Source organism: Mesorhizobium humile, from assembly GCF_033977215.1.
Classification (GTDB): domain Bacteria; phylum Pseudomonadota; class Alphaproteobacteria; order Rhizobiales; family Rhizobiaceae; genus Mesorhizobium; species Mesorhizobium humile.
The window spans coordinates 31,298-54,786 of record NZ_JAVIIV010000029.1 but is presented as its reverse complement, the minus strand read 5'-3'; the positions used below and the strand labels follow the sequence as shown (position 1 = coordinate 54,786).

The 23,489-nt window shown below is 63.2% G+C and carries 32 protein-coding genes; 19 read left to right on the top strand and 13 right to left on the bottom strand.

The window, feature by feature from the left end; genetic code table 11:
• Positions 1-53 precede the first annotated feature (53 nt).
• Together RFM52_RS29615 and RFM52_RS29610 are read left to right on the top strand one after the other, a co-directional pair.
• Entirely contained in the window at positions 54-809 is a 756-nt protein-coding gene (locus RFM52_RS29615; protein WP_320298354.1) for a tryptophan 2,3-dioxygenase family protein, read from the top strand.
• 260 nt (positions 810-1,069) lie between these two features.
• Positions 1,070-1,492, top strand: a complete 423-nt coding sequence (locus RFM52_RS29610) for a DoxX family protein (RefSeq protein WP_320298353.1) — start codon at positions 1,070-1,072, stop codon at positions 1,490-1,492.
• A 96-nt stretch (positions 1,493-1,588) separates the two neighbouring features.
• Here the strand turns inward: RFM52_RS29610 and RFM52_RS29605 are convergent, their stop codons facing one another.
• The 4 genes from RFM52_RS29605 to RFM52_RS29590 form a co-directional block, all read right to left on the bottom strand.
• A complete protein-coding gene (locus tag RFM52_RS29605) occupies positions 1,589-1,894 on the bottom strand; it encodes a hypothetical protein (protein ID WP_140651970.1) in 306 nt (101 codons plus the stop codon).
• Between the two features lie 77 nt (positions 1,895-1,971).
• Positions 1,972-2,241, bottom strand: coding sequence for a hypothetical protein (locus tag RFM52_RS29600; protein WP_140640957.1), 270 nt, complete (start codon positions 2,239-2,241; stop codon positions 1,972-1,974).
• Between the two features lie 235 nt (positions 2,242-2,476).
• The gene (locus RFM52_RS29595; protein WP_320298352.1) at positions 2,477-3,007 is read right to left on the bottom strand and encodes a hypothetical protein; all 531 of its coding nucleotides are present in this window, start codon (positions 3,005-3,007) and stop codon (positions 2,477-2,479) included.
• A 145-nt stretch (positions 3,008-3,152) separates the two neighbouring features.
• Complete coding sequence (locus tag RFM52_RS29590; RefSeq protein ID WP_320298351.1) at positions 3,153-3,473, bottom strand: hypothetical protein; 321 nt, start codon at positions 3,471-3,473, stop codon at positions 3,153-3,155.
• 356 nt (positions 3,474-3,829) lie between these two features.
• On the opposite strand from RFM52_RS29590, the gene RFM52_RS29585 reads away from it, so the two are divergent.
• From RFM52_RS29585 to msrA, 13 genes are all read left to right on the top strand, one after another.
• Positions 3,830-4,195, top strand: coding sequence for a hypothetical protein (locus RFM52_RS29585; protein ID WP_320298350.1), 366 nt, complete (start codon positions 3,830-3,832; stop codon positions 4,193-4,195).
• The gene (locus RFM52_RS29580) at positions 4,188-4,592 is read left to right on the top strand and encodes a hypothetical protein (RefSeq protein ID WP_320298349.1); all 405 of its coding nucleotides are present in this window, start codon (positions 4,188-4,190) and stop codon (positions 4,590-4,592) included. The genes RFM52_RS29585 and RFM52_RS29580 overlap by 8 nt, the downstream gene beginning before the upstream one ends.
• Positions 4,593-4,650: 58 nt before the next feature.
• Positions 4,651-5,280 (top strand): terminase large subunit domain-containing protein, encoded by a 630-nt coding sequence (locus RFM52_RS29575; RefSeq protein ID WP_320298348.1) that lies wholly within the window; start codon positions 4,651-4,653, stop codon positions 5,278-5,280.
• A 207-nt stretch (positions 5,281-5,487) separates the two neighbouring features.
• Positions 5,488-5,841 (top strand): hypothetical protein, encoded by a 354-nt coding sequence (locus RFM52_RS29570; RefSeq protein WP_320298347.1) that lies wholly within the window; start codon positions 5,488-5,490, stop codon positions 5,839-5,841.
• 191 nt (positions 5,842-6,032) lie between these two features.
• Positions 6,033-7,631, top strand: a complete 1,599-nt coding sequence (locus tag RFM52_RS29565) for a phage terminase large subunit family protein (protein WP_320298346.1) — start codon at positions 6,033-6,035, stop codon at positions 7,629-7,631.
• Positions 7,628-8,455 (top strand): hypothetical protein, encoded by an 828-nt coding sequence (locus RFM52_RS29560; protein WP_320298345.1) that lies wholly within the window; start codon positions 7,628-7,630, stop codon positions 8,453-8,455. Before RFM52_RS29565 ends, RFM52_RS29560 begins: the two co-directional genes overlap by 4 nt.
• 117 nt (positions 8,456-8,572) lie before the next feature.
• Positions 8,573-9,136 carry a GNAT family N-acetyltransferase gene (locus RFM52_RS29555; RefSeq protein WP_320298344.1) on the top strand — a complete coding sequence of 188 codons (564 nt, stop codon included), beginning with the start codon at positions 8,573-8,575 and terminating at the stop codon, positions 9,134-9,136.
• 463 nt (positions 9,137-9,599) lie between these two features.
• Complete coding sequence (locus RFM52_RS29550) at positions 9,600-10,352, top strand: glycoside hydrolase family 108 protein (RefSeq protein WP_320298343.1); 753 nt, start codon at positions 9,600-9,602, stop codon at positions 10,350-10,352.
• Positions 10,349-10,552, top strand: coding sequence for a Pam3-gp28 family putative phage holin (locus RFM52_RS29545; protein WP_320298342.1), 204 nt, complete (start codon positions 10,349-10,351; stop codon positions 10,550-10,552). The genes RFM52_RS29550 and RFM52_RS29545 overlap by 4 nt, the downstream gene beginning before the upstream one ends.
• A 108-nt stretch (positions 10,553-10,660) precedes the next feature.
• Positions 10,661-10,900, top strand: coding sequence for an ABC transporter permease (locus RFM52_RS29540; protein WP_320298341.1), 240 nt, complete (start codon positions 10,661-10,663; stop codon positions 10,898-10,900).
• Positions 10,885-11,079 carry a hypothetical protein gene (locus RFM52_RS29535; RefSeq protein WP_320298340.1) on the top strand — a complete coding sequence of 65 codons (195 nt, stop codon included), beginning with the start codon at positions 10,885-10,887 and terminating at the stop codon, positions 11,077-11,079. The genes RFM52_RS29540 and RFM52_RS29535 overlap by 16 nt, the downstream gene beginning before the upstream one ends.
• Entirely contained in the window at positions 11,079-11,402 is a 324-nt protein-coding gene (locus RFM52_RS29530) for a hypothetical protein (protein ID WP_320298339.1), read from the top strand. Before RFM52_RS29535 ends, RFM52_RS29530 begins: the two co-directional genes overlap by 1 nt.
• Before the next feature lie 161 nt (positions 11,403-11,563).
• The gene (msrA, locus tag RFM52_RS29525) at positions 11,564-12,085 is read left to right on the top strand and encodes a peptide-methionine (S)-S-oxide reductase MsrA (protein WP_320298338.1); all 522 of its coding nucleotides are present in this window, start codon (positions 11,564-11,566) and stop codon (positions 12,083-12,085) included.
• A 111-nt stretch (positions 12,086-12,196) separates the two neighbouring features.
• Here the strand turns inward: msrA and RFM52_RS29520 are convergent, their stop codons facing one another.
• Positions 12,197-12,373, bottom strand: a complete 177-nt coding sequence (locus RFM52_RS29520) for a hypothetical protein (protein WP_167498612.1) — start codon at positions 12,371-12,373, stop codon at positions 12,197-12,199.
• A gap of 186 nt (positions 12,374-12,559) precedes the next feature.
• On the opposite strand from RFM52_RS29520, the gene RFM52_RS29515 reads away from it, so the two are divergent.
• Positions 12,560-12,826: a hypothetical protein gene (locus tag RFM52_RS29515; RefSeq protein WP_320298337.1), complete on the top strand. Its 267-nt coding sequence runs from the start codon at positions 12,560-12,562 to the stop codon at positions 12,824-12,826.
• Positions 12,827-12,852: 26 nt separating this feature from the next.
• Here the strand turns inward: RFM52_RS29515 and RFM52_RS29510 are convergent, their stop codons facing one another.
• Together RFM52_RS29510 and RFM52_RS29505 are read right to left on the bottom strand one after the other, a co-directional pair.
• Positions 12,853-13,422, bottom strand: coding sequence for a hypothetical protein (locus tag RFM52_RS29510; protein WP_320327893.1), 570 nt, complete (start codon positions 13,420-13,422; stop codon positions 12,853-12,855).
• A gap of 523 nt (positions 13,423-13,945) precedes the next feature.
• Positions 13,946-14,386 (bottom strand): GFA family protein, encoded by a 441-nt coding sequence (locus tag RFM52_RS29505; RefSeq protein WP_320298335.1) that lies wholly within the window; start codon positions 14,384-14,386, stop codon positions 13,946-13,948.
• A gap of 460 nt (positions 14,387-14,846) precedes the next feature.
• Here RFM52_RS29505 and RFM52_RS29500 point away from each other — a divergent pair, with 460 nt between their 5' ends.
• On the top strand, positions 14,847-15,011 hold the full coding sequence (locus RFM52_RS29500) for a DUF3309 family protein (RefSeq protein WP_320298334.1): 165 nt from the start codon (positions 14,847-14,849) through the stop codon (positions 15,009-15,011).
• A 22-nt stretch (positions 15,012-15,033) separates the two neighbouring features.
• Here RFM52_RS29500 and RFM52_RS29495 read toward each other — a convergent pair whose 3' ends face one another.
• Entirely contained in the window at positions 15,034-16,887 is a 1,854-nt protein-coding gene (locus RFM52_RS29495; RefSeq protein WP_320298333.1) for a CHASE3 domain-containing protein, read from the bottom strand.
• A 645-nt stretch (positions 16,888-17,532) separates the two neighbouring features.
• Here RFM52_RS29495 and RFM52_RS29490 point away from each other — a divergent pair.
• Positions 17,533-18,756: an anion transporter gene (locus tag RFM52_RS29490; RefSeq protein ID WP_320298332.1), complete on the top strand. Its 1,224-nt coding sequence runs from the start codon at positions 17,533-17,535 to the stop codon at positions 18,754-18,756.
• Between the two features lie 55 nt (positions 18,757-18,811).
• On the opposite strand, the gene RFM52_RS29485 is transcribed toward RFM52_RS29490, so the two are convergent.
• Entirely contained in the window at positions 18,812-19,396 is a 585-nt protein-coding gene (locus RFM52_RS29485) for a TetR/AcrR family transcriptional regulator (RefSeq protein ID WP_320298447.1), read from the bottom strand.
• Positions 19,397-19,478: 82 nt separating this feature from the next.
• Here RFM52_RS29485 and RFM52_RS29480 point away from each other — a divergent pair, with 82 nt between their 5' ends.
• The gene (locus RFM52_RS29480; protein ID WP_320298331.1) at positions 19,479-20,378 is read left to right on the top strand and encodes a crotonase/enoyl-CoA hydratase family protein; all 900 of its coding nucleotides are present in this window, start codon (positions 19,479-19,481) and stop codon (positions 20,376-20,378) included.
• On the opposite strand, the gene RFM52_RS29475 is transcribed toward RFM52_RS29480, so the two are convergent.
• The 4 genes from RFM52_RS29475 to RFM52_RS29460 form a co-directional block, all read right to left on the bottom strand.
• Entirely contained in the window at positions 20,362-21,441 is a 1,080-nt protein-coding gene (locus tag RFM52_RS29475; protein WP_320298330.1) for an HPP family protein, read from the bottom strand. The two genes, RFM52_RS29480 and RFM52_RS29475, sit on opposite strands and share 17 nt — an antisense overlap.
• Positions 21,442-21,777: 336 nt before the next feature.
• Positions 21,778-22,086 carry a cupredoxin domain-containing protein gene (locus RFM52_RS29470; protein WP_320298329.1) on the bottom strand — a complete coding sequence of 103 codons (309 nt, stop codon included), beginning with the start codon at positions 22,084-22,086 and terminating at the stop codon, positions 21,778-21,780.
• Complete coding sequence (locus RFM52_RS29465) at positions 22,083-22,607, bottom strand: DUF4142 domain-containing protein (RefSeq protein ID WP_320298328.1); 525 nt, start codon at positions 22,605-22,607, stop codon at positions 22,083-22,085. The genes RFM52_RS29470 and RFM52_RS29465 overlap by 4 nt, the downstream gene beginning before the upstream one ends.
• A gap of 92 nt (positions 22,608-22,699) precedes the next feature.
• Positions 22,700-23,392, bottom strand: a complete 693-nt coding sequence (locus RFM52_RS29460; protein WP_320298327.1) for an RNA polymerase sigma factor — start codon at positions 23,390-23,392, stop codon at positions 22,700-22,702.
• Between the last annotated feature and the right edge of the window lie 97 nt (positions 23,393-23,489).

Genomic DNA, 23,489 nt, shown 5'->3' with positions numbered 1-23,489 from the left:
GAAAGTGATATCCTTTGGCACCTGCCGAACATGCCCGCGCGAGGAGATGAGCTATGGACAAGACGGACTATCACGCCCGCATCGAGACGCCCGAGATGCGCGATTACGGCGTCTACCTGCAATGCGATAAGCTTCTGACCTGCCAGAAGCCGCTCTCCGACATGGTCAACGCCGACGAGTTGCAGTTCCAGATCGTGCACCAGGTCGAGGAGCTTTGGATGAAGCTCATCGCCTATACGCTGGTCGATGTCCTCGACTATCTGGAGAAACAGGAGACGCACCGCATCGTCACGCTGATGGGCCGCGTGCACCGGCTGATGCGCATGATGACGGCGCAGCTAGATCTCCTGGAGACCATGTCGCCCAAGGAATACCAGCAGATCCGCCTGCAACTCGGCAATGGCAGCGGCCAGGAATCGCCGGGCTTCAAGTTTTTGCTGCGCCTGCCGCCGGACCTTTGGCGGGCCTTCAAGCATGCCTATCTCGACGGCCGCGGGCTGACCGTGCAGGACATCTATGACGAGCATTACGACCACGGCGACGCTTACGTCGTGGCCGAGGCGCTGATCGAGTTCGACGAGCTGTTCCAAAAATTCCGCGCCAACCACCTCTATCTGATCCACCGCTCGATCGGGCTGGGCGCGAAATCGCTGAAGGGCAGGCCGGTTGAAATCCTCGAAGGCGGCGCCCGCCACCGCTTCTTCCCCGAGCTCTGGGATATACGCTGCGACATGACCGATCGCTGGGGCGCCGAGTACGGCACCGTGCGGGAATCGATCAGCCACCCGCCACAGGCGAAAGCGGGGTAGGGCTCCCCCTTCTCCCCTTGTGGGAGAAGGTGTCGCCGAAGGCGACGGATGAGGGGTGCTCCAGATGCCACCAGCGTCTCACTCCGCTGGAACACCCCTCATCCGTCTCGGCGCTGTCGCGCCGATCCACCTTCTCCCACAAGGGGAGAAGGAGAGGCGCGGCGTCCCGCCTCGCATAATTTTCCCCGCCCCCTGTCGGAACCATCCCCCTCCATCCGTCCTTGGGGCATCGACCGCTTCAACAATCCGGAGGGAAATTCGTGGAAAACACTCAATCGACCTGGCAGACCGTCGCCATTCTCATCGCCCGCCTGATCTTCGCCGCCATGTTCGCGATGGGCGTCGCCTTCAAGTTGATGGATATGGGCGCCACCGCCGGCTACATCGCAGCCGCCGGCTTCCCGTTCCCGCTGTTCCTGGCCTGGTGCGCGGCGATCCTCGAAACGCTGCTGGTGATATCCTTCCTCACCGGCGCTTATCTGACACCGTTGGCGCTGATCGGCGCGGTCTACGTCGTGTTCCTGGGCTTTGCCTTCCACGGCCCCTCGCACTGGACCGCAGACCAGGCCGAGTTCGGCGCCTTCATGTCGCATTTCCCGTTCGCCGCCGGGCTGCTCTACGCCGCCGTGCATGGCCCGGGCAGCGTGATGGCGCTCAAGCAGGGCTGGCCGGGCCGGGCGTGAACTCTTCCTTCTCCCCGTTGTACGGGGAGAAGGTGCCCGAAGGGCGCATGAGGGGCAGCGCTAGCATTTCAAGGCGAGGGCACCTCCCGCCACACCTCACATCTGGTCGTTATACGGCTCCTTCATCTGGCCCACCATGCGCGCCAGCTTGGAGAAGGACGGCATGTCCGCTTCGGGCTGGCACTGGTTGGCGAGCTCGAGCAGCCGGATCGGGAAATTGATGGCGTCGCGGTTCGAAGCGGAAATCGCCTCGGAGCGCTCCTCGCCGGTCTCGCCGGCCTCGGCCTTGCGCAGCGCGATATCGATCTCCTCGACGCTGAGCACGCCTTTCTTGACGAGCACGTGGTTGATCGCGGCGACGGCCATCAATAGGCCCTCGAGCTGGAGATTGGCGACGTTCATGGTGCTTCCTCCCATTGACCTCGCCTCAAGAACGCATGAGGGGCGTTTCCGATCCGGGGAGGGGAAGCCGACGCGGATCAGGCCTCCATCCACCGCTCGCCATATTCGCTCCAGAGCTGCCTGATCTCGCGGTTGCCGAGCGGCGGCGTCTGGCGGTCGCCATAGAAGACGGCGACGGCGCTAAGGTCGTACTGGCCCTCGGCCTGGGCGATGAAGCGGATCGCTTCGCCGAGTGGTCTCGAATGGAAGATCGGATCGGCCTGACCCCGGCCAAGGCTGCGAACACCCGAAATGCTTGCAGGCACATGCCGCATCCGAAAGACGGATGCCATGGCAGGTCTGTCCATGCCGCTCTCCGCGATTCCTTTGGGGAATGATCCCATAAGCCCCGGCTAATGACCAGCCCGGGGGCAACCGGCCACAGCAATGGGGCAGGGACGGCACAACCTTGAAAGGAAAAAGCCTGACATCGGGAAGAGAAAGGCCGGGCACGACGGCCCGGCCTTTCCTCCGCGCGGCCGCAAGGCAGCCTTCGCTACTACCCTTGACCATCCTGGCTGTATGCGGCCAGGGCAGGTAATCTTATCGGTGCCAGCGGCGCAGCCAGTCCGGCTCGGGGTCGGAGCTTCGGCTGATCGCCATGCCGGCCAGCAACCCGACCAGGCCGCCGATCAGCATCGCGGTCGAGAAGGTGCCGGGGTTCTGCTGCACCGTTTCCGAAACGCTTTGCGCCTGGGTACGCAATTGGCTTGCCGCGCGCGACGCGCGGTCGGTGGCGCCGGTGTAGAGGTTCGAAGCGCGGTCGGAGGCGCCGCTGTAGAGATTTGACGCGCGGTCGGCCGCGCTCCGATACCAGCCTTGCGCGGTCTCGGCGGCTTCCTCGGCCTGCTCGGAAAGTGCGCGGTTCAGCCGGCTCACCTCGCGCTTCAGCTCGGCAATCTGCTTCTTCATGGCGTCTTCGGATGCCTTGGAAGAGCGCGTGCTGCCGCGCGAAGCGGCGCTGCGCGACGCGCCAGTGCTTCGCGACGCCGCGCTGCGTGGACGGGCAGAGCTCGTCGTCGATGTTCCGCTGCCGTTCGCTGCGCCGCCGGTCGTGCTTTCGTTGTCTGCCATGGGTTTTCTCCTTTTCGCCGTTGAAACGGCCGGCAAGCCGCATGGTTCCGCCCGAAATCTTGCAAAGGGTAGAGGGTGTTGGCCTGCTTACCAATGGCCGCGGAACTGGTTCCGCGGCCATTGCGCGTGGTGATGCGCCCAAAGCCTACTTGCCGCAATTCTTGTCGTTGACGTTGGGCTGCATCGTGCCGGCGGTCGTACTGTTGGCATCGCCCTGTGCGCCCTGCGGGCTGTTCGAGCAGTTCTTGTCGGCGTTCGAGTTCATGTCGCCGCCGCTGACGCTGCCGGTCGTGCCGGTATCGGGTGCGGCCTGGTCAGGCGACGGATTGGCCGGCGTCTTGGGGTCGACGGTGATGGTTTGGCCACTGCCGCTGCCATCATTTCCGGTTGTGCCGGTGCTCTGGGCCATCGCCGCCGTGGCGAGGCCGATGGTCAGGGCGGAAGCTGCAAGAATCCTCGTAAGCATGATCTTCTCCTCTGTTGCGAGAACCGTCGTCTGTCGCGTTGCGACTAAAGGTGGAACCCATCGGACCAGGGTTGGTTCCGACAAAATTTCGTTCGGCGTTCGGCTGATGGTTCAATCTGCGGCTGTAGCGCGCGGGTGTTTCGCCGATGTTGGTTGGCAGGGCAGGTTTCCGGAAAATAGGAAAATGTACCTAGAGGCCATTGCCCTGTGAGGGCAGCTATGCTACTATTTTGTCCATGGTGCTGATTTGCGCCAACGACCCGCCGCCCGGCGGGTTTTGTTTTTCGGCGCCATCCATTCTTTCGAGAGCTGAGCGCGACGGAATGCGACGCTTCCAACATTTGCCCGAGGCCCGGATGCCACGCTACGCCACCATCATCACCGCCGATGACGGCGCCGAAATCGTCAGCGCCATCGGCGAATTCGAAGGCGCAAGCCTGCCGCAGAGATCAGGCCGGGTCGAACAGGTCGCGCCGGGCGTGCGCATTGGCATGGTGCGCGGCGGCACGGTCGATGCGGTTGCTGGCTTCGGTTTTCCGCGCCAGGGCCTTGGCCCGTCCGCGGTCCGCACGGTCACGGCGAAGCTGAAGGCGGCGGAGGCGGCTACTGAAGCCCGGCCCACCAAGCAGGCCGGCGCAAAGCCGCGCAGAAAACCGGCGCGCAAGGTCCGCAAGCCAAAGGCGGCGAAAGCCGTGCCATCGCAGGCGGCCACTCATGGCTGACGACAGCAGGCGCCGCAGCGGCGAGAAACGGGCAAGCCGAAAGCCAAAAACGCCTCAAGCCGGGGCCGCTCCGCCCATCCGCCCGAAGCGCCCGCGAAAGACGCTGGTCGACGATTTCGCCGCCGCGCTGCGCGCCGACTTCCGCGCCCACGGCGCCGGCGTCATCGCCGCGGTGCGGGCCGAAAAACCGGAGCAGTACCTGAAGGTCGTGCTGACAATGCTGCCCAAGGATTTTCCGCGGGATCTCGATGCTGACAAGAACAATCTCGAGCAATTGAACGATGAGGAGATCCGCAAGCGCATCCACGACCTCGAAGCGAACCTCAGGCCGTTCCTCGACAGCGATGCAGACGTATCTGGCGCTACTGGAGGAGTTGGACCGGCGCCGTCGCCGTGACCTCCTTGCAGCCTACGCGCCCTACGACCGCCAGGCTGATTTTCACGCGGCAGGCGCAATGAACCGCGAGCGCCTGTTCATGGCCGGCAACCAGCTCGGCAAGACCAGGGCAGGGGGCGCCGAATGGGCCATGCACCTGACCGGCCGCTATCCAAACTGGTGGGTGGGCAAAGTGTTCGACCGGCCGGTGCGGCTCTGGGCCGCCGGCGTCACCGGTGAGGGCACGCGCGACAACCCGCAGCGCGTGTTGGTCGGCCCGCCGCAACAGCAAAGCGAATGGGGCACCGGCATGATCCCGGCCGATGCCATCGCCGACACGGTGATGGGCCGCGGCGCGCCGGGAGCGCTGGACAGCGTCGTCGTGCGCTGGGGCGGTGGCGGCGACGTTCAGGCCGGCGAAAGCGTGCTCTCCTTCAAGTCCTACGAAAAGGGCCGCGAGAAGTGGCAGGGCGAGACGCTGCACGGCGTCTGGTTCGACGAGGAACCGCCGCTCGACATCTATTCCGAGGGGCTGACGCGCACCAACGCCACGGATGGCATCACGATCGTCACCTTCACGCCGCTGCTCGGCATGAGCGACGTGGTGCTCAGGTTTTTGACGGCGGAGGCGGTTCAGGGTTTGGGTTCCTCGCCCCCGCAAGGCGGGGGAGAGGTGGCCGCGCAGCGGCCGGAGAGGGGGTCTTCGTAGGGCGACAAGCTCTGCGAACAGCTTCCGCTCTTGCGTCAAAAGCCAGCGCTGCCCCCACTCCGTCGCGGCTTCGCCGCGCCACCTCTCCCCCACTTGCGTGGGGCGAGGAATCCGAGCTTCGCGAAACCGCGCCGAAACCATGATCTGCGATGCCGCTTTGGTTGCAACCGAAGGTCGAGTAGCTTCCGACCGCGATCCGGAGCCGACATGCGACCGATACCCAACCTGCTTCTTCTCTGTACGCTGCTTTCGGCCTGCTCCGGCTCCAGCGGCGACTGGCGCGCCGATGCCATCGCTGCGGCCGAAGCCAGGATGCGCGGCCTGATCAATAATCCCGCGGCGACTTTCTCTCACGTCGATCTCACCGGCGACAGCGTGAGTGGCCAGACCTGCGGCGTCGTCATAAGCAAGGTCGGCATCTTCACCAAGGAAGTGCGCTTCATCGTCTATATCGACGGTGCCGGCCCTTACGTCGAGCCGGGCCTTGGCTCGTCCATGTCGCAGGCCGATTTCGACTGGGCCTGGAAGAACGACTGCGTCAACGAGGGCTATAAGGGCTGAGCTTGTTTCCTCGCCCCGCGCGAAGCGGGGGGAGAGGTGGCCGCGCAGCGGCCGGAGAGGGGCTTTCCTAAAGCGACAGGCTCGGCGAACAGCCACCAGCTCTCCCATCAAAGCCGGCGCCGTCCCCTCTCCGTCGCGGCTTCGCCGCGCCACCTCTCCCCGCTCTCGCGGGCGAGGAACTGGAGCTTGCCATGTCCCGACACGTCACCTTCATGACCATCGACGATGCCGGGCATTACACGCCCGAGCAGCGTGCCGAGATCATCGCGGCCTATCCCGAGCACGAGCGCGAAGCCCGCGCGCGGGGCATTCCGGTGCTGGGCTCCGGCCGCATCTTTCCGGTGGCGGAGGAGACGATCGCCTGCGAGCCGTTCAGACTGCCGCGCTGGTGGCCGCGCATCGGCGCGCTCGATTTCGGCTGGGACCATCCGTCGGCCGCTGTCGAGCTTGCCTGGGACACCGAGGCCGATGTCGTCTACGTCGCCAAGGCGCACCGCGCCTCCCAGCAGACGCCGGCCATGCAGGCGCTGGCGCTGAAGGCCTGGGGCGAGTGGCTGCCCTTCGCCTGGCCGCGCGACGGCCGCCGCGAGACGCTGGAAGGCGCCGGCGTGGCGCTGGCCAAGCAATATGCCGCGCATGGGCTGAACATGCTGACCGGCCACGCCCGCTTCGCCGATGGCTCAGTCTCGGTCGAGGCCGGCCTGATGGATATGCTCGACCGCATGCAGACCGGCCGCTTGAAGGTGTTTTCGACCTTAGCCGCCTGGTTCGAGGAGTTCCGCCTCTACCACCGCAAGGACGGCCAGGTGGTGAAGCTGCGCGACGATTTGATGGCCGCGACACGCTATCGAAAACTGACGCTTGCCTACGTGAGCGGCGCCGGCACCTTGCCCACGACCGCCGACGGCATCTGGCTGATCTTCGCCCGTGCCGGCGACAAAGGCGCGGATGGGCTGGGCAGCGGCGACTTCACCGGCCCGGCCAGTTCGGCGACAGACAACATCGTGACCTTCGCCGGCACGACAGGCAAGGCCGGCAAGGACAGCGGCGTCGCGGTGGGAAGCCTGGTCGCAGGGCCGGCCTCAGCCGCAGCCGACAACGTCGCCACGTTCAACGGCACGACCGGGAAGGTGATGAAGGACAGCGGCGTGGCGGTGGCGAGCCTGGCGCCGAAGGCCAGTCCAGCTTTGACCGGGACACCGACGGCGCCAACGGCGGCCGCCGGCACCAATTCCACCCAGATAGCGACGACAGCGTATGTGGATGGGACATTCGCACCGAAGACCAGTCCGACGTTCACTGGTACGCCGGCAGCGCCGACCGCTGCGCCTGGAACCAATACGACCCAGATTGCTACGACGGGGTTCGTGAAGGCAGCGATCGATGTAGTGCTGGGAGGAGTTTCAGCGGCGTTCGACACGCTTTCGGAGATTGCTGCTGCGATGATGCAGAAGGCGGTAGATAATCTCGGCATCACCGCGGGATTTACCTCGACGGCGGTAAATGATGGCACCAAATCCACGGGTACCTATACGCCATCCCCACTTGGTGGAAACCTACGATATATTACCAATGGCGGAGCCTTCATTTTGGCAGCGCCTACGCAGGCCGGCGACTATACGATGATCGTACAGGTCGTTAACAACGTCTCGGCCGGCGCAGTCGCCTTCACCGGCTTCGCTATGACGCCTGGGGGCAATGCGCTGACGACGGCGAATGGAGCCAAGTTCAACCTCTATATCACAAAGCTGAATGGCATCGTATCGGCTAGTATCGAGGCACTGCAGTGATACCATTCCTCAACCCGCAACGCATCTACAGACCCAAGCGCACCATCAAAGAAATGGTTAAGGACGCCGGCCTGCTAGCCTCTCTTGCCCTGTGCTTAGACCCTGGCGACAAGAACAGTTGGACAGGAAATGGGCAGACGCTCTTTGACGTGAGCGGAAATGGGCGAGATTTCACCCTCGGGTCCAGCAACTCCATATCCACGGACGATCCTACATTTAACGGGGTCAGTGGCAGGGAGAGCGCCAGAGAATACTTCTCGTCGGATGGCGGCGATGGCTTTCAGAAAGCTGGCGCTAACGACAGCTTCTTCGACAGCCTGCACAAGTCCGGATGGAACTGGACCGCGATCACGATGGAACTGTTCACCTCATCCTATGGTGCAGGCTTTGTGACGAGAACGAGGGCGCTCAGTGCCAACAACGATATCGGCGTCTCCACCTTCATAAGCAGTAACCAGCCTAATTTTCGATTAGGAAATGGCAGCAACGCGCTTGGAACAGCGCTGATAACTACAGGAAGTCCCATGCTAGCCAATACAATGCTAATGACAGCGGTAGGGATGAAATATAACTCAGACACAAATAGGGACTTCGTTGGATATGTTAACGGCACGTATCAGTTCCAAAACTTCACTTCTCCATCCTTTACTCCCTCAACATCTGCAGCCAGTACTCAAGTAAAACTTGGGATGACATCAGACGGCAGTTCCTTCCTCGGCAGCGGGCGGCAGATACATGGGTTCCTAATGTTTGACAAGATGTTGTCGCAGGCCGAGTTCGACGCGTTGCGGTCCTCATTTCAGCGCCGCTGGCCAACTGTCTAGACGCGGCTGTTCGAGCCGTACCAGGCAAAACAGACCGAAGGCACGGAGGAACTTGACGGTCGCCTATGTACATATGTCTGCGCCAACGTCAATTTCACGATATTGAAACGGAAAGTGATGGATGGTGTTGTGAGGCTTGACGCTGTGAACATCCGCGCTGCGCAGGCGGGCGACGCTGGGCCCGTCGCGAATATTGAGGCGACAGCCTTCAAAACCGATTGGCTGGGACGTGAAAGGCTGGAGCACATTGTCTCTATGCAAAACGGCGATGTTTTGGTCGCAGAGATGGACAACAGAATTGTGGCCTTCTGCCTCATTCAGTTTCGTCAGAGAAAGCCATCGGCAAACCTTCGTACCATCGCGGTCTTGCCGAAGATGGGAGGAAAAGGCCTCGGCACGGCCCTTCTGAACGCGGCAGAGGGAGAGGCTGCTCGCAGAGGGTATCGGTTGTTACGCCTCGAGGTGCGTGCTGACAATCATCGGGCTATCGGCTTTTACCAGAGGGCCGGGTTCCGTCGGATCGGACGGAAGCCGAACTATTATGCGGATGGAATTGCGGCTATTCGCATGCACAAGCGTATAGCTGGCAGAGAACTTTGGTTACCTGGCCGCGTGCTCGAACGGGCTGTGTTCGCCATCATTGGCATGCTCCGTCGGCAACCCCGAAAACCCAAACTATGAATTGGTTTCTTCGGCGGACCCGAACGGTAGATAGTTAGGTCGGGTAGTCGACGAACGACTGTGGAGGCCCTTGGTTGCAGGCAGCTTGCCATCAGCTATGTGAACGATGACAATGTAAACTGGGCGACACTCGGCCTCGCAATATCCTCACACCATCCACTCCACCACCGACCTCTCAGCCGCTCGCATCCCACCCGTGCCCTCGCACGCCACACAGTGTTCCTGCCGGGCAGCAATGGCCGTTCGAGCTTTGCCATCCCGGACACTTGAACATCGTGCCGGTGCCGCCGCAGCACGGGCACCCGCTAATTTCGGCTAATACCGAACTCATCTTGCCCAACCCCTCGCGTGGCCCGGCAACGCCGCTACCGAGGACAACCAACCCCGGCGGGCGTTTTTCTAAAACTCCGATTGCTCCGCTGGCACTGTTTGCCGGCGAAATCTTTCCCACTGAGGAACCACCATGGACCGCAACTTCGCGCGTGCCCTTTCGCTCGTCCTGAAATCCGAAGGCGGCTGGTCGGACAACCCCGCCGATCCGGGCGGCGCCACCATGAGGGGCGTCACGCTGGCCAATTTCCGCCGCTACGTGAAAGCCAATGCCACCAAGGCCGACCTTCGCGCTATCAGCGACGCGCAGGTCGCGACGGTTTATCGCCGTTTCTACTGGGATGCCGTCGCCGGCGCCGACCTTCCCGCCGGCGTCGACTATGCGGTCTTCGACTTCGCCGTGAACTCGGGGCCGGGCAGGGCGGCGAAATATCTGCAAGCCGTGCTGGGCGTTGTCCAGGACGGCCGCATAGGCCCGGCCACGCTCGCCGCGGCAGGGGCAAAACCCGCCGGTGTCGTCATCGATGCCCTGTGTGACGCGCGGCTCGCCTTCCTCGAAAAGCTGCCGACCTGGCCAATCTTCGGCCGAGGCTGGAGCGCGCGTGTCTCCTCGGTGCGCCGGCAGGCGCTGCTGATGTCGGCCGCGCCGCTGACGACGACGGTATCCGCGCCGACGGCGCCTGCATCCGCCGACGGTGCCGCGCCAACCGCGCCGCCCTGGGACGCTGGGCCGCATGCCAGCGGTGGGGCGCCCGCCACGCCACCCAAATCCGCATCGCCCACCAAAGCAACCGGCATCCTTGCGCTGATCGCGCTGGCGCTCGGTTCACTGGCCGCCTGGGCCACGCATCTTCCCTGCAATCTCTTCGGAGTGTTCTGCCAATGATTGCCGTTATCATCCGCATCGCCCTGCGCTATTGCGCGGGCGTGCTTGTCGCTCGTGGCCTTCTGGGTGCCGACGACGCCTCGGCGTTTTCCGCCGACCCCGACATCCAGATGACCTTGGAGACCGGTCTCGGTCTCGCCATCGCCGCCACGGCCGAGTGGTGGCACCTGCTCGCGCGCCGGTTCGGCTGGGAGCACTGACATGGAGAATCTCAAAGAACTGCTCACCGCCTATATCGAAGCCATCAGGCCGTATGTGGTCGTCGGCGCCGCCTGCTTTGTCGCCGGTCTTCTCATCGGGGCGCTGCTATGAGCGCGCTGCTGGCATGGCTTCTCACCAATCCGACAATCCTGGCTATCGGCGCCGGCCTCGTCGGCGCGCTCGGCTGGGGCTTCCACCAGCGCCTCGCCGGCGCGCGGGCCGAGCGTAGCAAGCAGGCTGGGGCGGAGGCCTTGGCCCGCAATGTCGCCGACCAGGTCGACAACGACATCGGCGCCTTGCCGGTTGCAGCGGTCAGGAAGGAGCTGAAGTCATGGGCAAGGGATTGATCGTCGCCGCTATCGTCGCCGCGCTTGCCGGCTGCACGACGGCCAAGGGCGGATTCTGCGCCGTGGCTTCGCCAATGCGCCTCTCCGCGAGCGCCGTCGACGGCCTGTCCGGCCAGGAGGCGAGGGCGCTGCTTGCCCACAACCGCAAGGGCGAAAAGCTCTGCGGCTGGAGGCCGTGATGCATGACATCTTCGATCTTCTGGGCATCAAGGGCCAGGTCGTGGCGGCGGGGCTCGCCGGCGGCGTGTTGCGGGCTCTGTCGCGCCATCGCTACAAGCTGCGCGAAATGGTCGCCTCGCCCATCTGCGGCGCCTTGGCCGCCGCCTATCTGACATTGCCTGTCGTCGCCTGGGTTCGGGCAAGCGGCCTGCCGATGCCGGATACAGCCGACGACACCACCACGCTTGCCGCCGCCTTCCTCATCGGCGTCTGTGCCATGTGGATCTCGGACATCGTCTTCGAGGTGGTGGTGCGGCGGTTCAAACAGGCGCGGGAGGATTGAGCGCGGCGGGGTCGAAGCCGCGCAGGCATATTCGAAACATTGACGGGCAGATGGTCCACGCCGGATACTTGGGTGCCTGCGTCAGCCGTTAGCCCGCTCGAGCCGCTGGAAGAATCCGGCCGCAACGCCTATCTATGGTGCAAATCCAAAGGAGGTGTGACATGGTTTCTTCCACCGAACGCGCGGTCCTTGCCGGCGGCTGTTTCTGGGGCATGCAGGATCTGATCCGGCGCCTGCCCGGCGTGATCTCGACGCGAGTGGGCTATAGCGGCGGCGATGTCCCCAACGCCACCTACCGCAACCACGGCACCCATGCCGAGGCGATCGAGATCAACTTCGATCCGGCCAAGACCAGCTTCCGCACGCTGCTCGAATTCTTCTTCCAGATCCACGATCCGACGACAAGGAACCGCCAGGGCAACGATATCGGCGCGAGCTACCGCTCGGCGATTTTCTACACCAGCGATGAACAGAAGCAGATCGCCGAGGACACGATAGCAGACGTCGAAGCGTCGGGCCTGTGGCCCGGCAAGGTCGTCACCGAGCTCGCCCCGGTCGGGCCTTTCTGGGAAGCGGAACCCGAGCATCAGGACTATCTCGAGCGATATCCCAATGGCTACACCTGCCATTTCGCGCGGCCGGGCTGGAAGCTTCCGGTCCGCCAGCATGCGGCCGCGTCATAAACAGCGACCGGGCTGTTTGACATAGCTTTCAAGCGCTTTGATCCGCCCGCCATGCCGGAAGGCATGGCGGGCTTTTTTGCGTTCCGGCCGGTCGTCCCGGAAGGGTAGGCCTCAGCCCTTGGCCCGGCGGCCCTCGTGTTCGTGGCTGCCGATCCAGTGGGCGCGGATGCGGTCGCTGGCTTCGAGATAAGCCATATCGATCAGGTAGGTCAGAAGCTTCTCGCCATCTGCCTCCGCCTTCTGGCGAAGTTCTCGCAAGATCCCCTGCGCGAACTGCAGGTTTTCCATTTTGCTAGGCTGGTCCATGGGTGCCCCCAAATGTCGGTGCGGTAAGTTTGGCTCACTATGCTTGTACGAAGATTGTCGCTTTGCTCGCGGTGAAGCTGTACCCGGTTGCACTGACGCTCGATCAGCGAACCTGTTGGACATCGCGCGGAAATGTCGATATTTTACGCGCCCAATCGGATGGCGACCATGCACGAAGACGAGGGCAGCACTCCTGACAAGTTGCAAGCCATGCTCGATGTGATTGCCAGGAGCGAGCCCTCGAACGAGACCGGGCAAGCCGATTTCGGCCGGTTGAGAGCCGACGCCGCCAAGGCCGCCGGCGTGCTGATCGAATTTTACGGCGATGCGGCCCTGGATCGGGCCAAGCTCATCGAGCGCCGATCGCCCCAGTCGCATTTCGCGCGCATGGTCGCGGCTGAAGTTGGCAGGCGCGGCAAGCGGCCTAGAAGCTAACCCGGGAACGATCGGCGAAAGCTGCTTCAGGACGATCTTCGCCTCCCCAGCCCTGCGCCAAGCCGTTGCTCCACCTCTTCTTCGATGTTGTCCAGAAGATAGGACAGCATGTCGTGTCCGATCGATCGCGCTATGTCCTTGGCCTGCCCGACATGGTTTTGGATCTCGCGCAGAGCCTGCTCCTCGCACACGGCGCCATTCGTCAGGTCGACGAACCAGCCAGGATAAAGCGCTGCCTCGCCCACTCCGTCGACGTAGCATTGGCCGACGGCCAGGATCTTGCGCAACCCCATCTTTTCGGAATGGACCCTGTAGACCTCCCTGAACCCGGACTTGCGCTCCACGGCCTTGCGGATAGCCAACCGAACCCTTGAGCGGTCGTCCTGGTCGATGCTTTGCATGCATCGTTCAAGCGAAGCGCCATGGGAGAACTCGTCGAGTGTCAGACCAAAATAATCTGAAAGATTGGCATCGCCATAGACGCGGTCGCGCTTGATGTCCCAGGTCCAGAACCCGTCGATCGGTGGATACCGCATATGCATGTTGCGGCCGTGTTCAGGTGCCGACGTCATGAAAACCGCCCCGTCCGGCTTCAAGATTCGACAGCACTATGTAGCAAAAAAAGAAAGAAACAAAGATGGCCTTTTGTACAAGGCCGGAAGTCATAAGGCTTGCTGCCGATGGCATTTCGGAATGTCATATTTGATATAACCAGAAGGAGGCCTAAGAAAAAATTTCTTGAGCCGAAAGAATTTTTACTTTGGTATTGCAACCGCAGCTTGGTATTTCACATGGTAAGCGAAGCGGACAAGCAGGCAAACAATCCCGGAGGTTGTATTTCCGCAAGAAGCATGGCTGAAAATTCTTATATTTTGTAAAACGAATAAAAATCTTTGCGTGCTGCTGTCTGGAACCGGGCCGGCTTAACGGCCTCATGCGCATCGCAAAATGCTAACGTCAGCTGATTGGCCGGCAAACCGACCGGTGGTTGAAAAATGCGAAACTTCGAGAAAAGTCCGCGCATATCAGTCCACGGCCGGGCGTTTTTCCGGACGCGCCGGAGGCACCGTTGGACTGAAGGTCGTTATCGTTCCGACTAAAGTCCGCCAAGATCTCATCCTAGGCGGACATTTGCTGTGGCTCCAGGTTGGCTTCAGCGCCCGCGGGCGAATCATCGGCGATCCGGTCATGCTCGAACTGGCGCGCCGCGGGGAGGGCTTGCAACCAGGGCTCGCGGCGTCCGATCCAGAGCTCGTAGCTCGGCACCAGCCCTTCGGTTGGCGCAACGTCCAGGCTGCCGATCGTGACCTCGGCCTCGTCATCGCCGACGAACGGGACGCGGCTTCCGCAGGTGGGGCAAAAGCTGCGGGTGCCGTAGCTGCTGGTGATGCCGGTGGCTTCGAACGCTCGGAGCGGCCATACGGCATAGGCGTGGAAGGCCGATCCGCTTGTCTTGCGGCAGTCCTTGCAGTGGCAGAGGCCGACCCGGAGCGGTTCGCCAGTGACCCGAAACTGGACGCCGCCACACAGGCAACTGCCGCTGCGCGCGATTTCAGGCATTGCCGTTCCTCCTGCGGTCATGCACAGAGCCGCGTTTCTCTCGCGCCCGGCAAGTCCGCTGCTGGTGCTAAAACCCGCAAGAGGTTGCAATGGTTCCGCGCCGGCGCGGAAGAAGCATCGTTCAGTCGGGAAAGTTGATCGGCTCCTCGCACCCGAGAGACGCGGCACTCGCCGTCCCTGGTCGGAACCGTCGTCGAGACAGGCCCTTCCGGCCAGTCGCATTCATTGCCGAATTGCCGGACGAACCGGTCATAGGTGTCCAAACCCGTGGTCAAGACCACGGTATGATCGCTTTTGCCAGCTGCGAAATGGTTGCAAGCGGACCGCGCCCCGCTGATCGTGGCGTCCGAGAACAGAAGTCGGCTTCGACGTCGGCGGAACATGCGCGCGGCTTGCGAGTTCACTTTCTCAATAACAATGCGCGGGATCGCACTGTCAGAGAGAGAGAGAGGAAGAGACCATGGGCCTCGGCACGATTATCATCATCATTCTTATTCTCGCCTTGCTTGGCGGCTTCAGCGGCCTTGGCGGCGGACCTTTCTACGGAACCGGTTATTACGGCGGCGGCGGCCTCGGACTTGTTCTGGTTATCGTGATCATCCTGGTGCTGCTCGGCCGCATCTGACAGCCCACGGCGCAAACAAGCCTCAGGGTGTCGCCAGCGCATCCCTCAGCTTCGCCGCCAGTTGTTCCAGCGTGAACGGCTTGGCGATGAAGTGCACATCGTGGTCGAGCACGCCATTATGCACGACCGCGTTGCGGGTGAAGCCGGTCATGAACACCACTTTCAGCGAGTGGGAATGGCCGCGTGCCTGTTCGGCAAGCTGGCGCCCGTTCATGCCCGGCATGACGATGTCTGTCAGCATCAGTCCGATGGCCGCATTCTCGCCCAGCTTGCGCAGCGCCTCCTCGCCGCTGGCGGCCTCGACGACGGTGTAGCCGAGCTCCAGTAGCGCGGCGGCTGTCGAAGCGCGCACGCGGGCGTCATCCTCGACGAGCAGGACGGTTTCGGTGGCCGGGACATCGCTCCTACCAATTGCTTTTGGTGGCGCTGCCGCCTCTTCCGGACCGGTGAAACGCGGAAGATAGATCTTGATCGTCGTGCCTTCGCCGGGTTCCGAATAGATTTTGACGTGGCCGCCTGATTGCTTGACGAAGCCGAACACCTGGCTGAGTCCGAGCCCCGTGCCTTTGGCCACGGGCTTGGTGGTGAAGAACGGCTCGAAAGCCTTCGCTATTATGTCGGGCGACATGCCGGCTCCTGTGTCGGTCACCGCGATCATCACATACTGGCCTGCCTTCACCTCCGGATGCGCCGCCGCATAGGCTTCGTCGAGAAAGCAATTGGCCGTTTCGATGGTGAGCTTGCCCTTGTCGTCCATGGCGTCGCGCGCGTTGACCGCCAGGTTGATGATCGCGTTCTCGACCTGGCTCGGGTCGGCATGCGTTTTCCAGAGTCCGCCCGCCAGCACCGTCTCGATCTCGACCGTATGGCCGAGCGTACGGCGCAAAAGGTCCGACATGCCGGTGACAAGGCGATTGGCGTCGACGATCTGCGGCGCCAGTGGCTGCTGCCTGGAAAAGGCAAGCAGCCTGGCCGTGAGATTGGCGGCGCGGGCCGCGGCGTCGGCCGCCGCCTCGACAAAGCTCTGCACGTCATGCTCGCCGCGGGCGAGCTTGCGCTGCGCGAGGTTCATGGCGCTGGTGATGACGGCCAGCATATTGTTGAAATCATGCGCGATGCCGCCTGTGAGCTGGCCAACCGCCTCCATCTTCTGCACCTGGCGAAGCTGCGACTCCGCCTTTTCACGCGTCTCGATCTCGCTGAGCAGCGCCGCGTTCTTGGCGCTCAAAGCGTCCTGCGCCGTTGCCACTTCCTGGAAGCGACGACTGGATTGGCGGATCGTGTAGATGGCGAGCAGGAAGATGCCCAGCAGCGCGGCGAACGAGCCGGCGCGCAACCAGCCTTCGATTTGCTCCATGCGCTCCGCGCGGGAAGCAAGGCTCGCGCCGTCGATGCGCCGGATCGCGTCGATATTGGCGCGGATCTGGTCCATGTCCAGCTTGCCCCTGCCGCCGCGCACGATGTCCAGCGCTTTCGCCGAGTTGCCCGTGTCGTAGAGCCTGATCGTCTCCGCGAGCTCGGCCTGTTTGCGTGCGAGCGCATCCTTGATGCCGACGACCAGCTGCGCCCTGTCGCTGCCTGCCGGAAACATCTCGTCGATGCGTTTGAGCAGCGCCGGCAGCGCTTCGACCGCATGCTGATATGGCAGCAGGTAGTTCTTTTCGCCCGTCAGCAGATAGCCGCGCTGGCCGGTCTCGGCGTCCTGGGCGAGCGATTGCAGGCTCGAGAGCAACTGCTGGGCTTCGATCGCTTCTAGGCTGGCGTCGCGGTCTGCGATCTGCGTTTCGGCCAGAATGGCGCGCACGGCGATGATCAGCGCGACAACGGCGAAGCCAGCAAGGAGCGGAAGCGCTTGCCATCGCAGGGCACGTCGCAATCGGACAATCATTGCTTTGTCAGGCCTAAGGAAACCGTGAAATTCGCCAAGTGGTAGGCGGCGGCAAAGCGCAAGGCAATAGTCGGTTCGTAAGGCAACGATTGCGGCAGGCGAGGCAGGCCTGGCTATGTCAAACTTTGATGATCACGGCCTCGGCAGATGCCAGGGTACGGGATGGCGCTTCGGCGTTTGCGGCCGGCCGGCGGCAGATCCATTGGATCCTGCTAGTTCTCGCGCCCGCTGCATTCGAGGCAGGCGATGCTGTGTCCCGGGCAACTCAGCCGATGCGTGCCTCCCGGGCAGCAATGGCCGTTCGAGCTCAGCCAGCGGGCGCAAACGAAAACTCTTTTGGCCCCATGACAACGGGAGCATTCCTGCGGACGCATCAATTCCTCCCATGACGGGACGCGATGTTCCGCTTCAACGACCGTGTTCATCCGTTTAGTCCCCAACGCCTGGATTATCGGTCACATATGTTAATTCACTATTCTTTACATTAGGGTTTATGAATGTGAAAGCCATGAAGGCGACATAAGGCTTTCACGCGCTTGCGTGCTTTCCCTTTGCGCTGCCCTTGTTAAATGTGGTGCCGCCCGAGCGTCGACAGATTCTGGCGGGCAGGGCAGGCAACGGGAATCTCTTGCAATGACATGGACCAGCGCGGGCGCGCTTTTCATCCTGGTCGCCACCTATGCCGGCGTCGCCGTCGGCCGCATTCCTGGCCTGCGCCTCGACCGAGCCGGCATCGCGCTGCTGGGTGGCGCCGCGATGATCGCCATCGGCGCGATCGGCATCGAGGATGCCTATAAAGCCATCAATTTCGACACCATCACTTTGTTGCTCGGCATGATGATCGTCGTGGCGCATCTGAAGGTCTCGGGAGCGTTTCGGGCGCTCGGCGGCTTTGCCATCGAGCATGCCCATGCGCCTTTCATGCTTTTGGTGATGGTGACGCTGTTGACCGGCGTGCTCTCGGCCTTCCTGGTCAACGACGCGATCTGCCTGGTGATGGCGCCGATCGTCGTCCACGTCACACGGGTCATCAACCGCAACCCGGTGCCTTACCTCATCGCCACCTGCGCCGCCTCGAATTGCGGCAGCGTCGCCACCATTACCGGCAACCCGCAGAATATGGTGATCGGCGCGCTGTCCGGCATTTCCTATCCGGCCTTCACGCTGGCGCTCGCGCCGGTGGCTCTGTTCGGCCTGCTGTGCGTCATCGTCATCGTGCGCATCGTCTACCGCGCAGAATTTTCCCGCCCTGCCGAACTCAGCCCGGAAGTCTATCGCGGCCGCATGCTGCCAGGGCAGGTGCTCAAGGCCACTATCGTCTGCGTCTTGCTGGCGATCGCCTTCTTTGCAGGCGTTCCTGTCGCCAAGGCAGCGCTGATTGCCGGCGCCTTCCTGCTGGTCACCCGGGCAATCAAGCCGCGGCGCATCTACCGCGAGATCGACGGGCCGCTGCTCTTCATGTTCGCCGGCCTGTTCGTGGTGGTGGCGGGCGCCGAGCGCACGCTACTCACGCCCGATATGATCGCCTGGGCCAAGAACATCGGCCTCGACGATGTCTGGCGGCTTTCCGGCTTCACCGCGGTGCTTTCCAACATCATGAGCAATGTGCCGGCGGTGCTGGCGCTTCGCCCCTTCATTCCCGGGTTGGAAAACCCGGAGCGCGCCTGGCTGGTCGTGGCGATGAGCTCGACGCTTGCCGGCAACTTCACGCTGCTCGGCTCGGTCGCCAATCTGATCGTCGCCGAGCAGGCAAAGGCGGCCGGCAAGGAGCTTTCCTTTTCCGCCTTTTTCAAGGTCGGCCTGCCGCTGACGCTGGTGACGCTTGCTGTGGGCACAGCCTGGCTGGCCTGGTTATGAGACGCTGGCCTTTCGACCGCCTCGTCCGGAGCGCAGGGAGCGCTACCGGTCCGGCTTAGCTTTTGCCTGTCATCCTTGCCCGTATCAGCGTCGCGGCCGCATGACCGGCAGCAGCGACATAGTCGGGATTGTGATGGATCAGCATGCTGGAAAAGGCGCCGTCCATCAAAAGCACGATCTCGCGCGCCAGCATTTTCGCCTCGTCGACATCGTGGCTTGAAAGCGCGCTTGCCAGCCATTTTTCGAAATTGGTCTTGTGTCGTGCCCCAGCCTTCACAGCCGGATGTCCGGGCGTCGCTGCCAGCTCGGCCGCCGTGCGCAGGAAGCCGCAGCCCTTCCATTTGGGGTGGCGGGCCACCCGCGCCAGGTTGGTGAAGATTGCTTCCACCTTTTTGTCCGCGCCGCCCGCCGCAGCGTTGAACCAGCCGGCCATCTGCTCGAGATTGGGCTGGTCGCGGCCGTCCAGATAGGCAGCGATCAGATCGTCTTTGCTCTTGAAATGGTAGTAGAGCGTGCGCTTGGTAAGCCCGGCTTTCTCGGCCACCGCGTCGACGCTGACGCGGCCGATGCCTTCGGCATAGAACAGCTTGGTAGCCGCGTCGACGAGGCGTTTTCGGGTAGGATTGGCTTCTTCGCTCATCATGTAAGTATACCGACTAGTGAATATACAAGCAATCGAAAGCCTGCTCCTTATCCCGCCGAACTGCCGGAAAGGAAAAGTCATGACCGAACTTGTGCTGAGCGAGACGCGCGACCGTGTCGCCATCCTCACTCTCAACCGCCCCGACAAGCTGAACGCGCTGAATTACGCGCTGATCGACCGGCTGCTTTCGCGTCTCGATCAGATCGAAACGGACGATGGCGTGCGCGCCGTCATCCTTACCGGGGCAGGGGAGCACGCCTTCTCCGCTGGCGCTGATATCCACGAATTCTCATTGAGCGTGGCCGAAGGCGCCGATGTCGCGCTGCGCGATTTCGTGACGCGCGGCCAGCGCCTGACGGCGCGGCTGGAAGCATTCCGCAAGCCGGTCATTGCCGCCGTCAACGGCCTGGCTTTCGGCGGCGGCTGCGAGATCATCGAGGCCGTGCCACTCGCCATAGCCAGCGACCGAGCCTTGTTCGCCAAGCCCGAGATAAAACTCGCCATGCCGCCGACCTTTGGTGGCACGCAGCGCCTGCCGAGGCTGGCCGGCCGCAAGCGCGCGCTTGAACTGCTGCTTACCGGGGATGCGTTCTCGCCCGCGCGGGCATTGGAGCTAGGCCTCGTCAACCAGGTGGTGCCGCACGGTCAGCTGACACCGGCCGCGCTCGATCTCGCGCAGCGTATCGTCAGCCACTCGCAGACGGCGGTAGCGAGCATCCTTGCCGCTGTCGCACGCGGCCTCAATCAGAGCATCGCCGAAGGCCTGCTGGTCGAGGCCGAGCAGTTCGCGCGCATGGCTCCCACGGCCGATCTGCGCGAAGGCCTGAATGCCTGGGTGGAGCGACGCAAGCCGACCTATGACGGCACATGGACGCATATTACCCGGCCGGCCGAGGCAAGACGACAGGCGCGGCGGCTCGATCGAACGGCGAGCGGGGACATGCCGAGTGATCGGCCCAGCTCTATGCCACCGCTTTGAGGTGCGCCGGCGCCTGTGCGCGTGCTGCCGCAGCCAGCATGTCGGTCTGGGTGATCAGCCCGAGTATATGCCGGTCGCTATCGACGATCACCACGGCATGGCTGCGGCCGTCGGTCAGAACAGGCAGCAGGCTCATCGCCGGCGTGTCGGGTGCGGCGGTGCCGGCCTTCGACATCACCCCTTTCACCGTGTCGGTGGCTCTTGTCAGCTCGCGCAGGCCGACCGCGCCGGTGAGCCTGCCGTCCGTGTCGACCACCGGCAAGGTGCGGATGTTGTGGTCGATCAGTTGTTTTCGCGCGTCATCGGCGGAGGCCGTTTCCGCCACGGAGATCACATCGCGGGACATGATGTCTTTGCAAAGCAACGTGCGCTGCGAACGCACCATCGCCTGCAGCTCGACCTGGCGCAGCAGGCGCTCCAGGTCGTCGCGGTCGATATCGAAGGTCTCGTCGAGCGCGGAGAGTGCCGCATCGACATCCTCGGGCCGGAAGCCGACACGCTCGGCCGGAGGCCGGTCCGCGGTGCCGTGGCCGCTGGCGGTAGGCACGTGCACATGGGGATATTTGCGCCGCGACAGCTTGTGGAAAAGGAAGCCGAGCGCAACCAGGATGGTCGAGTTCAGCGCCACGGGTAAGAAGGGAAACAGGAAGCCTGCGGCGGCAACGGCCGGTCCGCCGAGCACGCCGGTAAGCGCTGCTGCGCCGCCCGGCGGATGCAGTGAACGCGTGAACGACATGGCGGCGATCGCCAGCGCCACCGCAAGGCCGGAGGCGATCACCGTGTCGTGCACGAAATGTGCCACCGTCACGCCGACCAGCGCCGAGATCGTGTTGCCGCCGATGATCGACCAGGGCTGCGCCAGCGGGCTCGAGGGAACGGCAAAGAGCAGCACCGCCGAAGCGCCCATCGGCGCCACCAGCATCGCGACATCCGCGCCTTTGCCCATCGCCAGCCCGCTGATCACACCGGTCAGCGCGATGCCGATCACGGCGCCGATGCAGGCGATCAGCCGTTCGCGCAGCGTGGCGCCGGCTAGGATCGGAACAAAGAGGCGGAACGCCATGGCAGGCCCTGGATCGAATGGGGTGGAATTGCGCTGCTCGCAATGCCGCTGAAACCACGGATTTGGAAGCCAAACCAATCCGTATATTCGCAGCTTGAGAGAATATTATTGCGCCGCACGCTGCGCAGGACATGCCGCCAGCGGCCTCCGCTTTCTCAATCGCGCCAAGCCTTTGCGACGGTTTGCGGATTCGGTTCGGCAATTGCCGAATGTCTTGGTTCCGGGGAGGAGCGTGTGTCCGGCGTGCGGCAACCCGCATGTGGATGATTGCTGCAAGGTCAAGCGAGGCGCTGCGCGCCTCGCCCTCCGGGATGGCTGGTCAAGGGAACCGACCGATCAAGGGGCCACCCCGATATGGCCCTTCATGTTCGGATGGAAGCGGCAGAAATAGTCGATCGCTCCCGCTGCCTTCAGCGTGACCTGGCCCTTCGACTTTGCCGGGATCATCACATCCCAGCCGCCTTTGACCGTGGCGGTGTGGGCGAGAATGTCCTTGTTCGTCCACACGATCGTATCGCCGACCTTGGCCTGAATGTTTGCGGGCGAGAAGACCAGTTTGTCGATGGTCACCTCGATGGTCGCCGGGAACGCCGGCGATGCGCCGAGCGCCAGCGCCAGGGCCGGCGCAAGAAGCAGCGGCCTCATTTCAGCATGCCGGCGACATGTTCGGCATGCTGCTCATGCCCTTGGAAGATATTGAGCCCGGTCTCCAGCAGGCTCTTCAGCTCGGCATTGCTGGCTGAAGGGATGAGCAGCGTTTCGAGCGCCCCATTGACCTGCTTGTGATAGGCCACTTCGTTCTCGATATAGGCCTTGTCGAAGGCTGCGCCCTCGAGCTTCGCCAGCTTGGCGCGCTCCTCCTTGGCGGCCTTGGCCAGCGCCTTGCTGGTGTCGTTGTCCTCGGGCGTGACCTTCAGCTTCTTCACCAGGTCGAGCGCCTGTTTGTTCACCGCCTCATGATCGCGCTCCATGTCCTTGGCGAAGTCGACGACCTCCTTGTTCTTGGATTTCTTGATCGCCAGCTTGGCCGCCTCGATGTCGATCGTGTCGGCCGTGTAGGCGATGTGGGCGATCTGCGGGTCGGTGGGCTTGTCGGCGGCTAGCGCCAGCGGCGCGGTGCTCACGAAGAAAAGGGCGGCGAGGGCGGCGGTCTGTCGCATAAACATGGCATCTCCTTCGCCCGGCGCATTGGCTTCGGGCTTCATCTGAGGTTGACGCTGATTGGATGCCCGAAGCGGCGAAACGTTCCCGGGAAAAGTTAGCCCTCGAAACCAAGCCTTTTCATCACCGCCTGGGTCAGCCGCTCGCAGCGCCGGCCGGCGAAGGGGAAGGCGTCGAGCAGCACCGGGCCGATCTCGTCGTCCAGCGCCCTTCGCACCAGCGCCCGCGCCCGGTGCAGTCTCGTCTTCACCGTCTCGGCCCGCACGCCCAGAAGGTCGGCGGTTTCCTCGATGCTGAGGCCCTCGATGACACGGGCGACGAAAACCGTGCGATAGACGTCTGGAAGGCTGTCGGTCGCCCGTTCGACAAGTGCCAGAATCTGCCGCTGCGCCATCGTCCGCTCCGGATCGTCACCTGTATTCCAGTCGCTCAGGGGAAACCGAATGATCTCAGCCTCCGGGTTCTCGGGCATCGCCACGACGCGCTTGCGCTTGCGCAGCCGGCCGAGCGCCTCGTTGATGACGATGCGCGACAGCCAGGTGGAAAGCGAAGCCTCGCCGCGGAAGGCGCCGAGATTGGCGAAGGCGCGCATATAGGCCTCCTGCACGATGTCCTCGGCCTCGGTGTCGTTGCGCACCACGCCGCGCGCGATGCGATAGAGCCGCTGGTTGTGCGTCTTGATGATGGCACGGAACGCATTCGGATCGCGCGCAAGCGCCCGGCGCATCAATGCCATGTCGCCGGCTTCGGCCGCGCCGATCTCGGCGGTTTCGATAGCGGGCTTTTTCATCGCGCCCGATCTCCCGACAGCTGTTGCAATCCGCGATTGGATGCGCCTGCCGACAAAAGGTTCCCAAGTTGGTTGCGCGGGTTATGTTAGCGCTTCG

What these genes read in the sequence shown, in the direction of transcription:
- RFM52_RS29615 (WP_320298354.1), top strand. Translation starts at nt 54, where the DNA reads ATGGACAAGACGGACTATCACGCCCGCATCGAGACGCCCGAGATGCGC.
- RFM52_RS29605 (WP_140651970.1), bottom strand. Translation starts at nt 1,894, where the DNA reads ATGAACGTCGCCAATCTCCAGCTCGAGGGCCTATTGATGGCCGTCGCC.
- RFM52_RS29600 (WP_140640957.1), bottom strand. Translation starts at nt 2,241, where the DNA reads ATGGACAGACCTGCCATGGCATCCGTCTTTCGGATGCGGCATGTGCCT.
- RFM52_RS29595 (WP_320298352.1), bottom strand. Translation starts at nt 3,007, where the DNA reads ATGGCAGACAACGAAAGCACGACCGGCGGCGCAGCGAACGGCAGCGGA.
- RFM52_RS29590 (WP_320298351.1), bottom strand. Translation starts at nt 3,473, where the DNA reads ATGCTTACGAGGATTCTTGCAGCTTCCGCCCTGACCATCGGCCTCGCC.
- RFM52_RS29585 (WP_320298350.1), top strand. Translation starts at nt 3,830, where the DNA reads ATGCCACGCTACGCCACCATCATCACCGCCGATGACGGCGCCGAAATC.
- RFM52_RS29580 (WP_320298349.1), top strand. Translation starts at nt 4,188, where the DNA reads ATGGCTGACGACAGCAGGCGCCGCAGCGGCGAGAAACGGGCAAGCCGA.
- RFM52_RS29575 (WP_320298348.1), top strand. Translation starts at nt 4,651, where the DNA reads ATGAACCGCGAGCGCCTGTTCATGGCCGGCAACCAGCTCGGCAAGACC.
- RFM52_RS29570 (WP_320298347.1), top strand. Translation starts at nt 5,488, where the DNA reads ATGCGACCGATACCCAACCTGCTTCTTCTCTGTACGCTGCTTTCGGCC.
- RFM52_RS29565 (WP_320298346.1), top strand. Translation starts at nt 6,033, where the DNA reads ATGTCCCGACACGTCACCTTCATGACCATCGACGATGCCGGGCATTAC.
- RFM52_RS29555 (WP_320298344.1), top strand. Translation starts at nt 8,573, where the DNA reads ATGGATGGTGTTGTGAGGCTTGACGCTGTGAACATCCGCGCTGCGCAG.
- RFM52_RS29550 (WP_320298343.1), top strand. Translation starts at nt 9,600, where the DNA reads ATGGACCGCAACTTCGCGCGTGCCCTTTCGCTCGTCCTGAAATCCGAA.
- RFM52_RS29545 (WP_320298342.1), top strand. Translation starts at nt 10,349, where the DNA reads ATGATTGCCGTTATCATCCGCATCGCCCTGCGCTATTGCGCGGGCGTG.
- RFM52_RS29540 (WP_320298341.1), top strand. Translation starts at nt 10,661, where the DNA reads ATGAGCGCGCTGCTGGCATGGCTTCTCACCAATCCGACAATCCTGGCT.
- RFM52_RS29535 (WP_320298340.1), top strand. Translation starts at nt 10,885, where the DNA reads ATGGGCAAGGGATTGATCGTCGCCGCTATCGTCGCCGCGCTTGCCGGC.
- RFM52_RS29530 (WP_320298339.1), top strand. Translation starts at nt 11,079, where the DNA reads ATGCATGACATCTTCGATCTTCTGGGCATCAAGGGCCAGGTCGTGGCG.
- msrA (WP_320298338.1), top strand. Translation starts at nt 11,564, where the DNA reads ATGGTTTCTTCCACCGAACGCGCGGTCCTTGCCGGCGGCTGTTTCTGG.
- RFM52_RS29520 (WP_167498612.1), bottom strand. Translation starts at nt 12,373, where the DNA reads ATGGAAAACCTGCAGTTCGCGCAGGGGATCTTGCGAGAACTTCGCCAG.
- RFM52_RS29515 (WP_320298337.1), top strand. Translation starts at nt 12,560, where the DNA reads ATGCACGAAGACGAGGGCAGCACTCCTGACAAGTTGCAAGCCATGCTC.
- RFM52_RS29505 (WP_320298335.1), bottom strand. Translation starts at nt 14,386, where the DNA reads ATGCCTGAAATCGCGCGCAGCGGCAGTTGCCTGTGTGGCGGCGTCCAG.
- RFM52_RS29500 (WP_320298334.1), top strand. Translation starts at nt 14,847, where the DNA reads ATGGGCCTCGGCACGATTATCATCATCATTCTTATTCTCGCCTTGCTT.
- RFM52_RS29490 (WP_320298332.1), top strand. Translation starts at nt 17,533, where the DNA reads ATGACATGGACCAGCGCGGGCGCGCTTTTCATCCTGGTCGCCACCTAT.
- RFM52_RS29485 (WP_320298447.1), bottom strand. Translation starts at nt 19,396, where the DNA reads ATGAGCGAAGAAGCCAATCCTACCCGAAAACGCCTCGTCGACGCGGCT.
- RFM52_RS29480 (WP_320298331.1), top strand. Translation starts at nt 19,479, where the DNA reads ATGACCGAACTTGTGCTGAGCGAGACGCGCGACCGTGTCGCCATCCTC.
- RFM52_RS29475 (WP_320298330.1), bottom strand. Translation starts at nt 21,441, where the DNA reads ATGGCGTTCCGCCTCTTTGTTCCGATCCTAGCCGGCGCCACGCTGCGC.
- RFM52_RS29470 (WP_320298329.1), bottom strand. Translation starts at nt 22,086, where the DNA reads ATGAGGCCGCTGCTTCTTGCGCCGGCCCTGGCGCTGGCGCTCGGCGCA.
- RFM52_RS29465 (WP_320298328.1), bottom strand. Translation starts at nt 22,607, where the DNA reads ATGTTTATGCGACAGACCGCCGCCCTCGCCGCCCTTTTCTTCGTGAGC.
- RFM52_RS29460 (WP_320298327.1), bottom strand. Translation starts at nt 23,392, where the DNA reads ATGAAAAAGCCCGCTATCGAAACCGCCGAGATCGGCGCGGCCGAAGCC.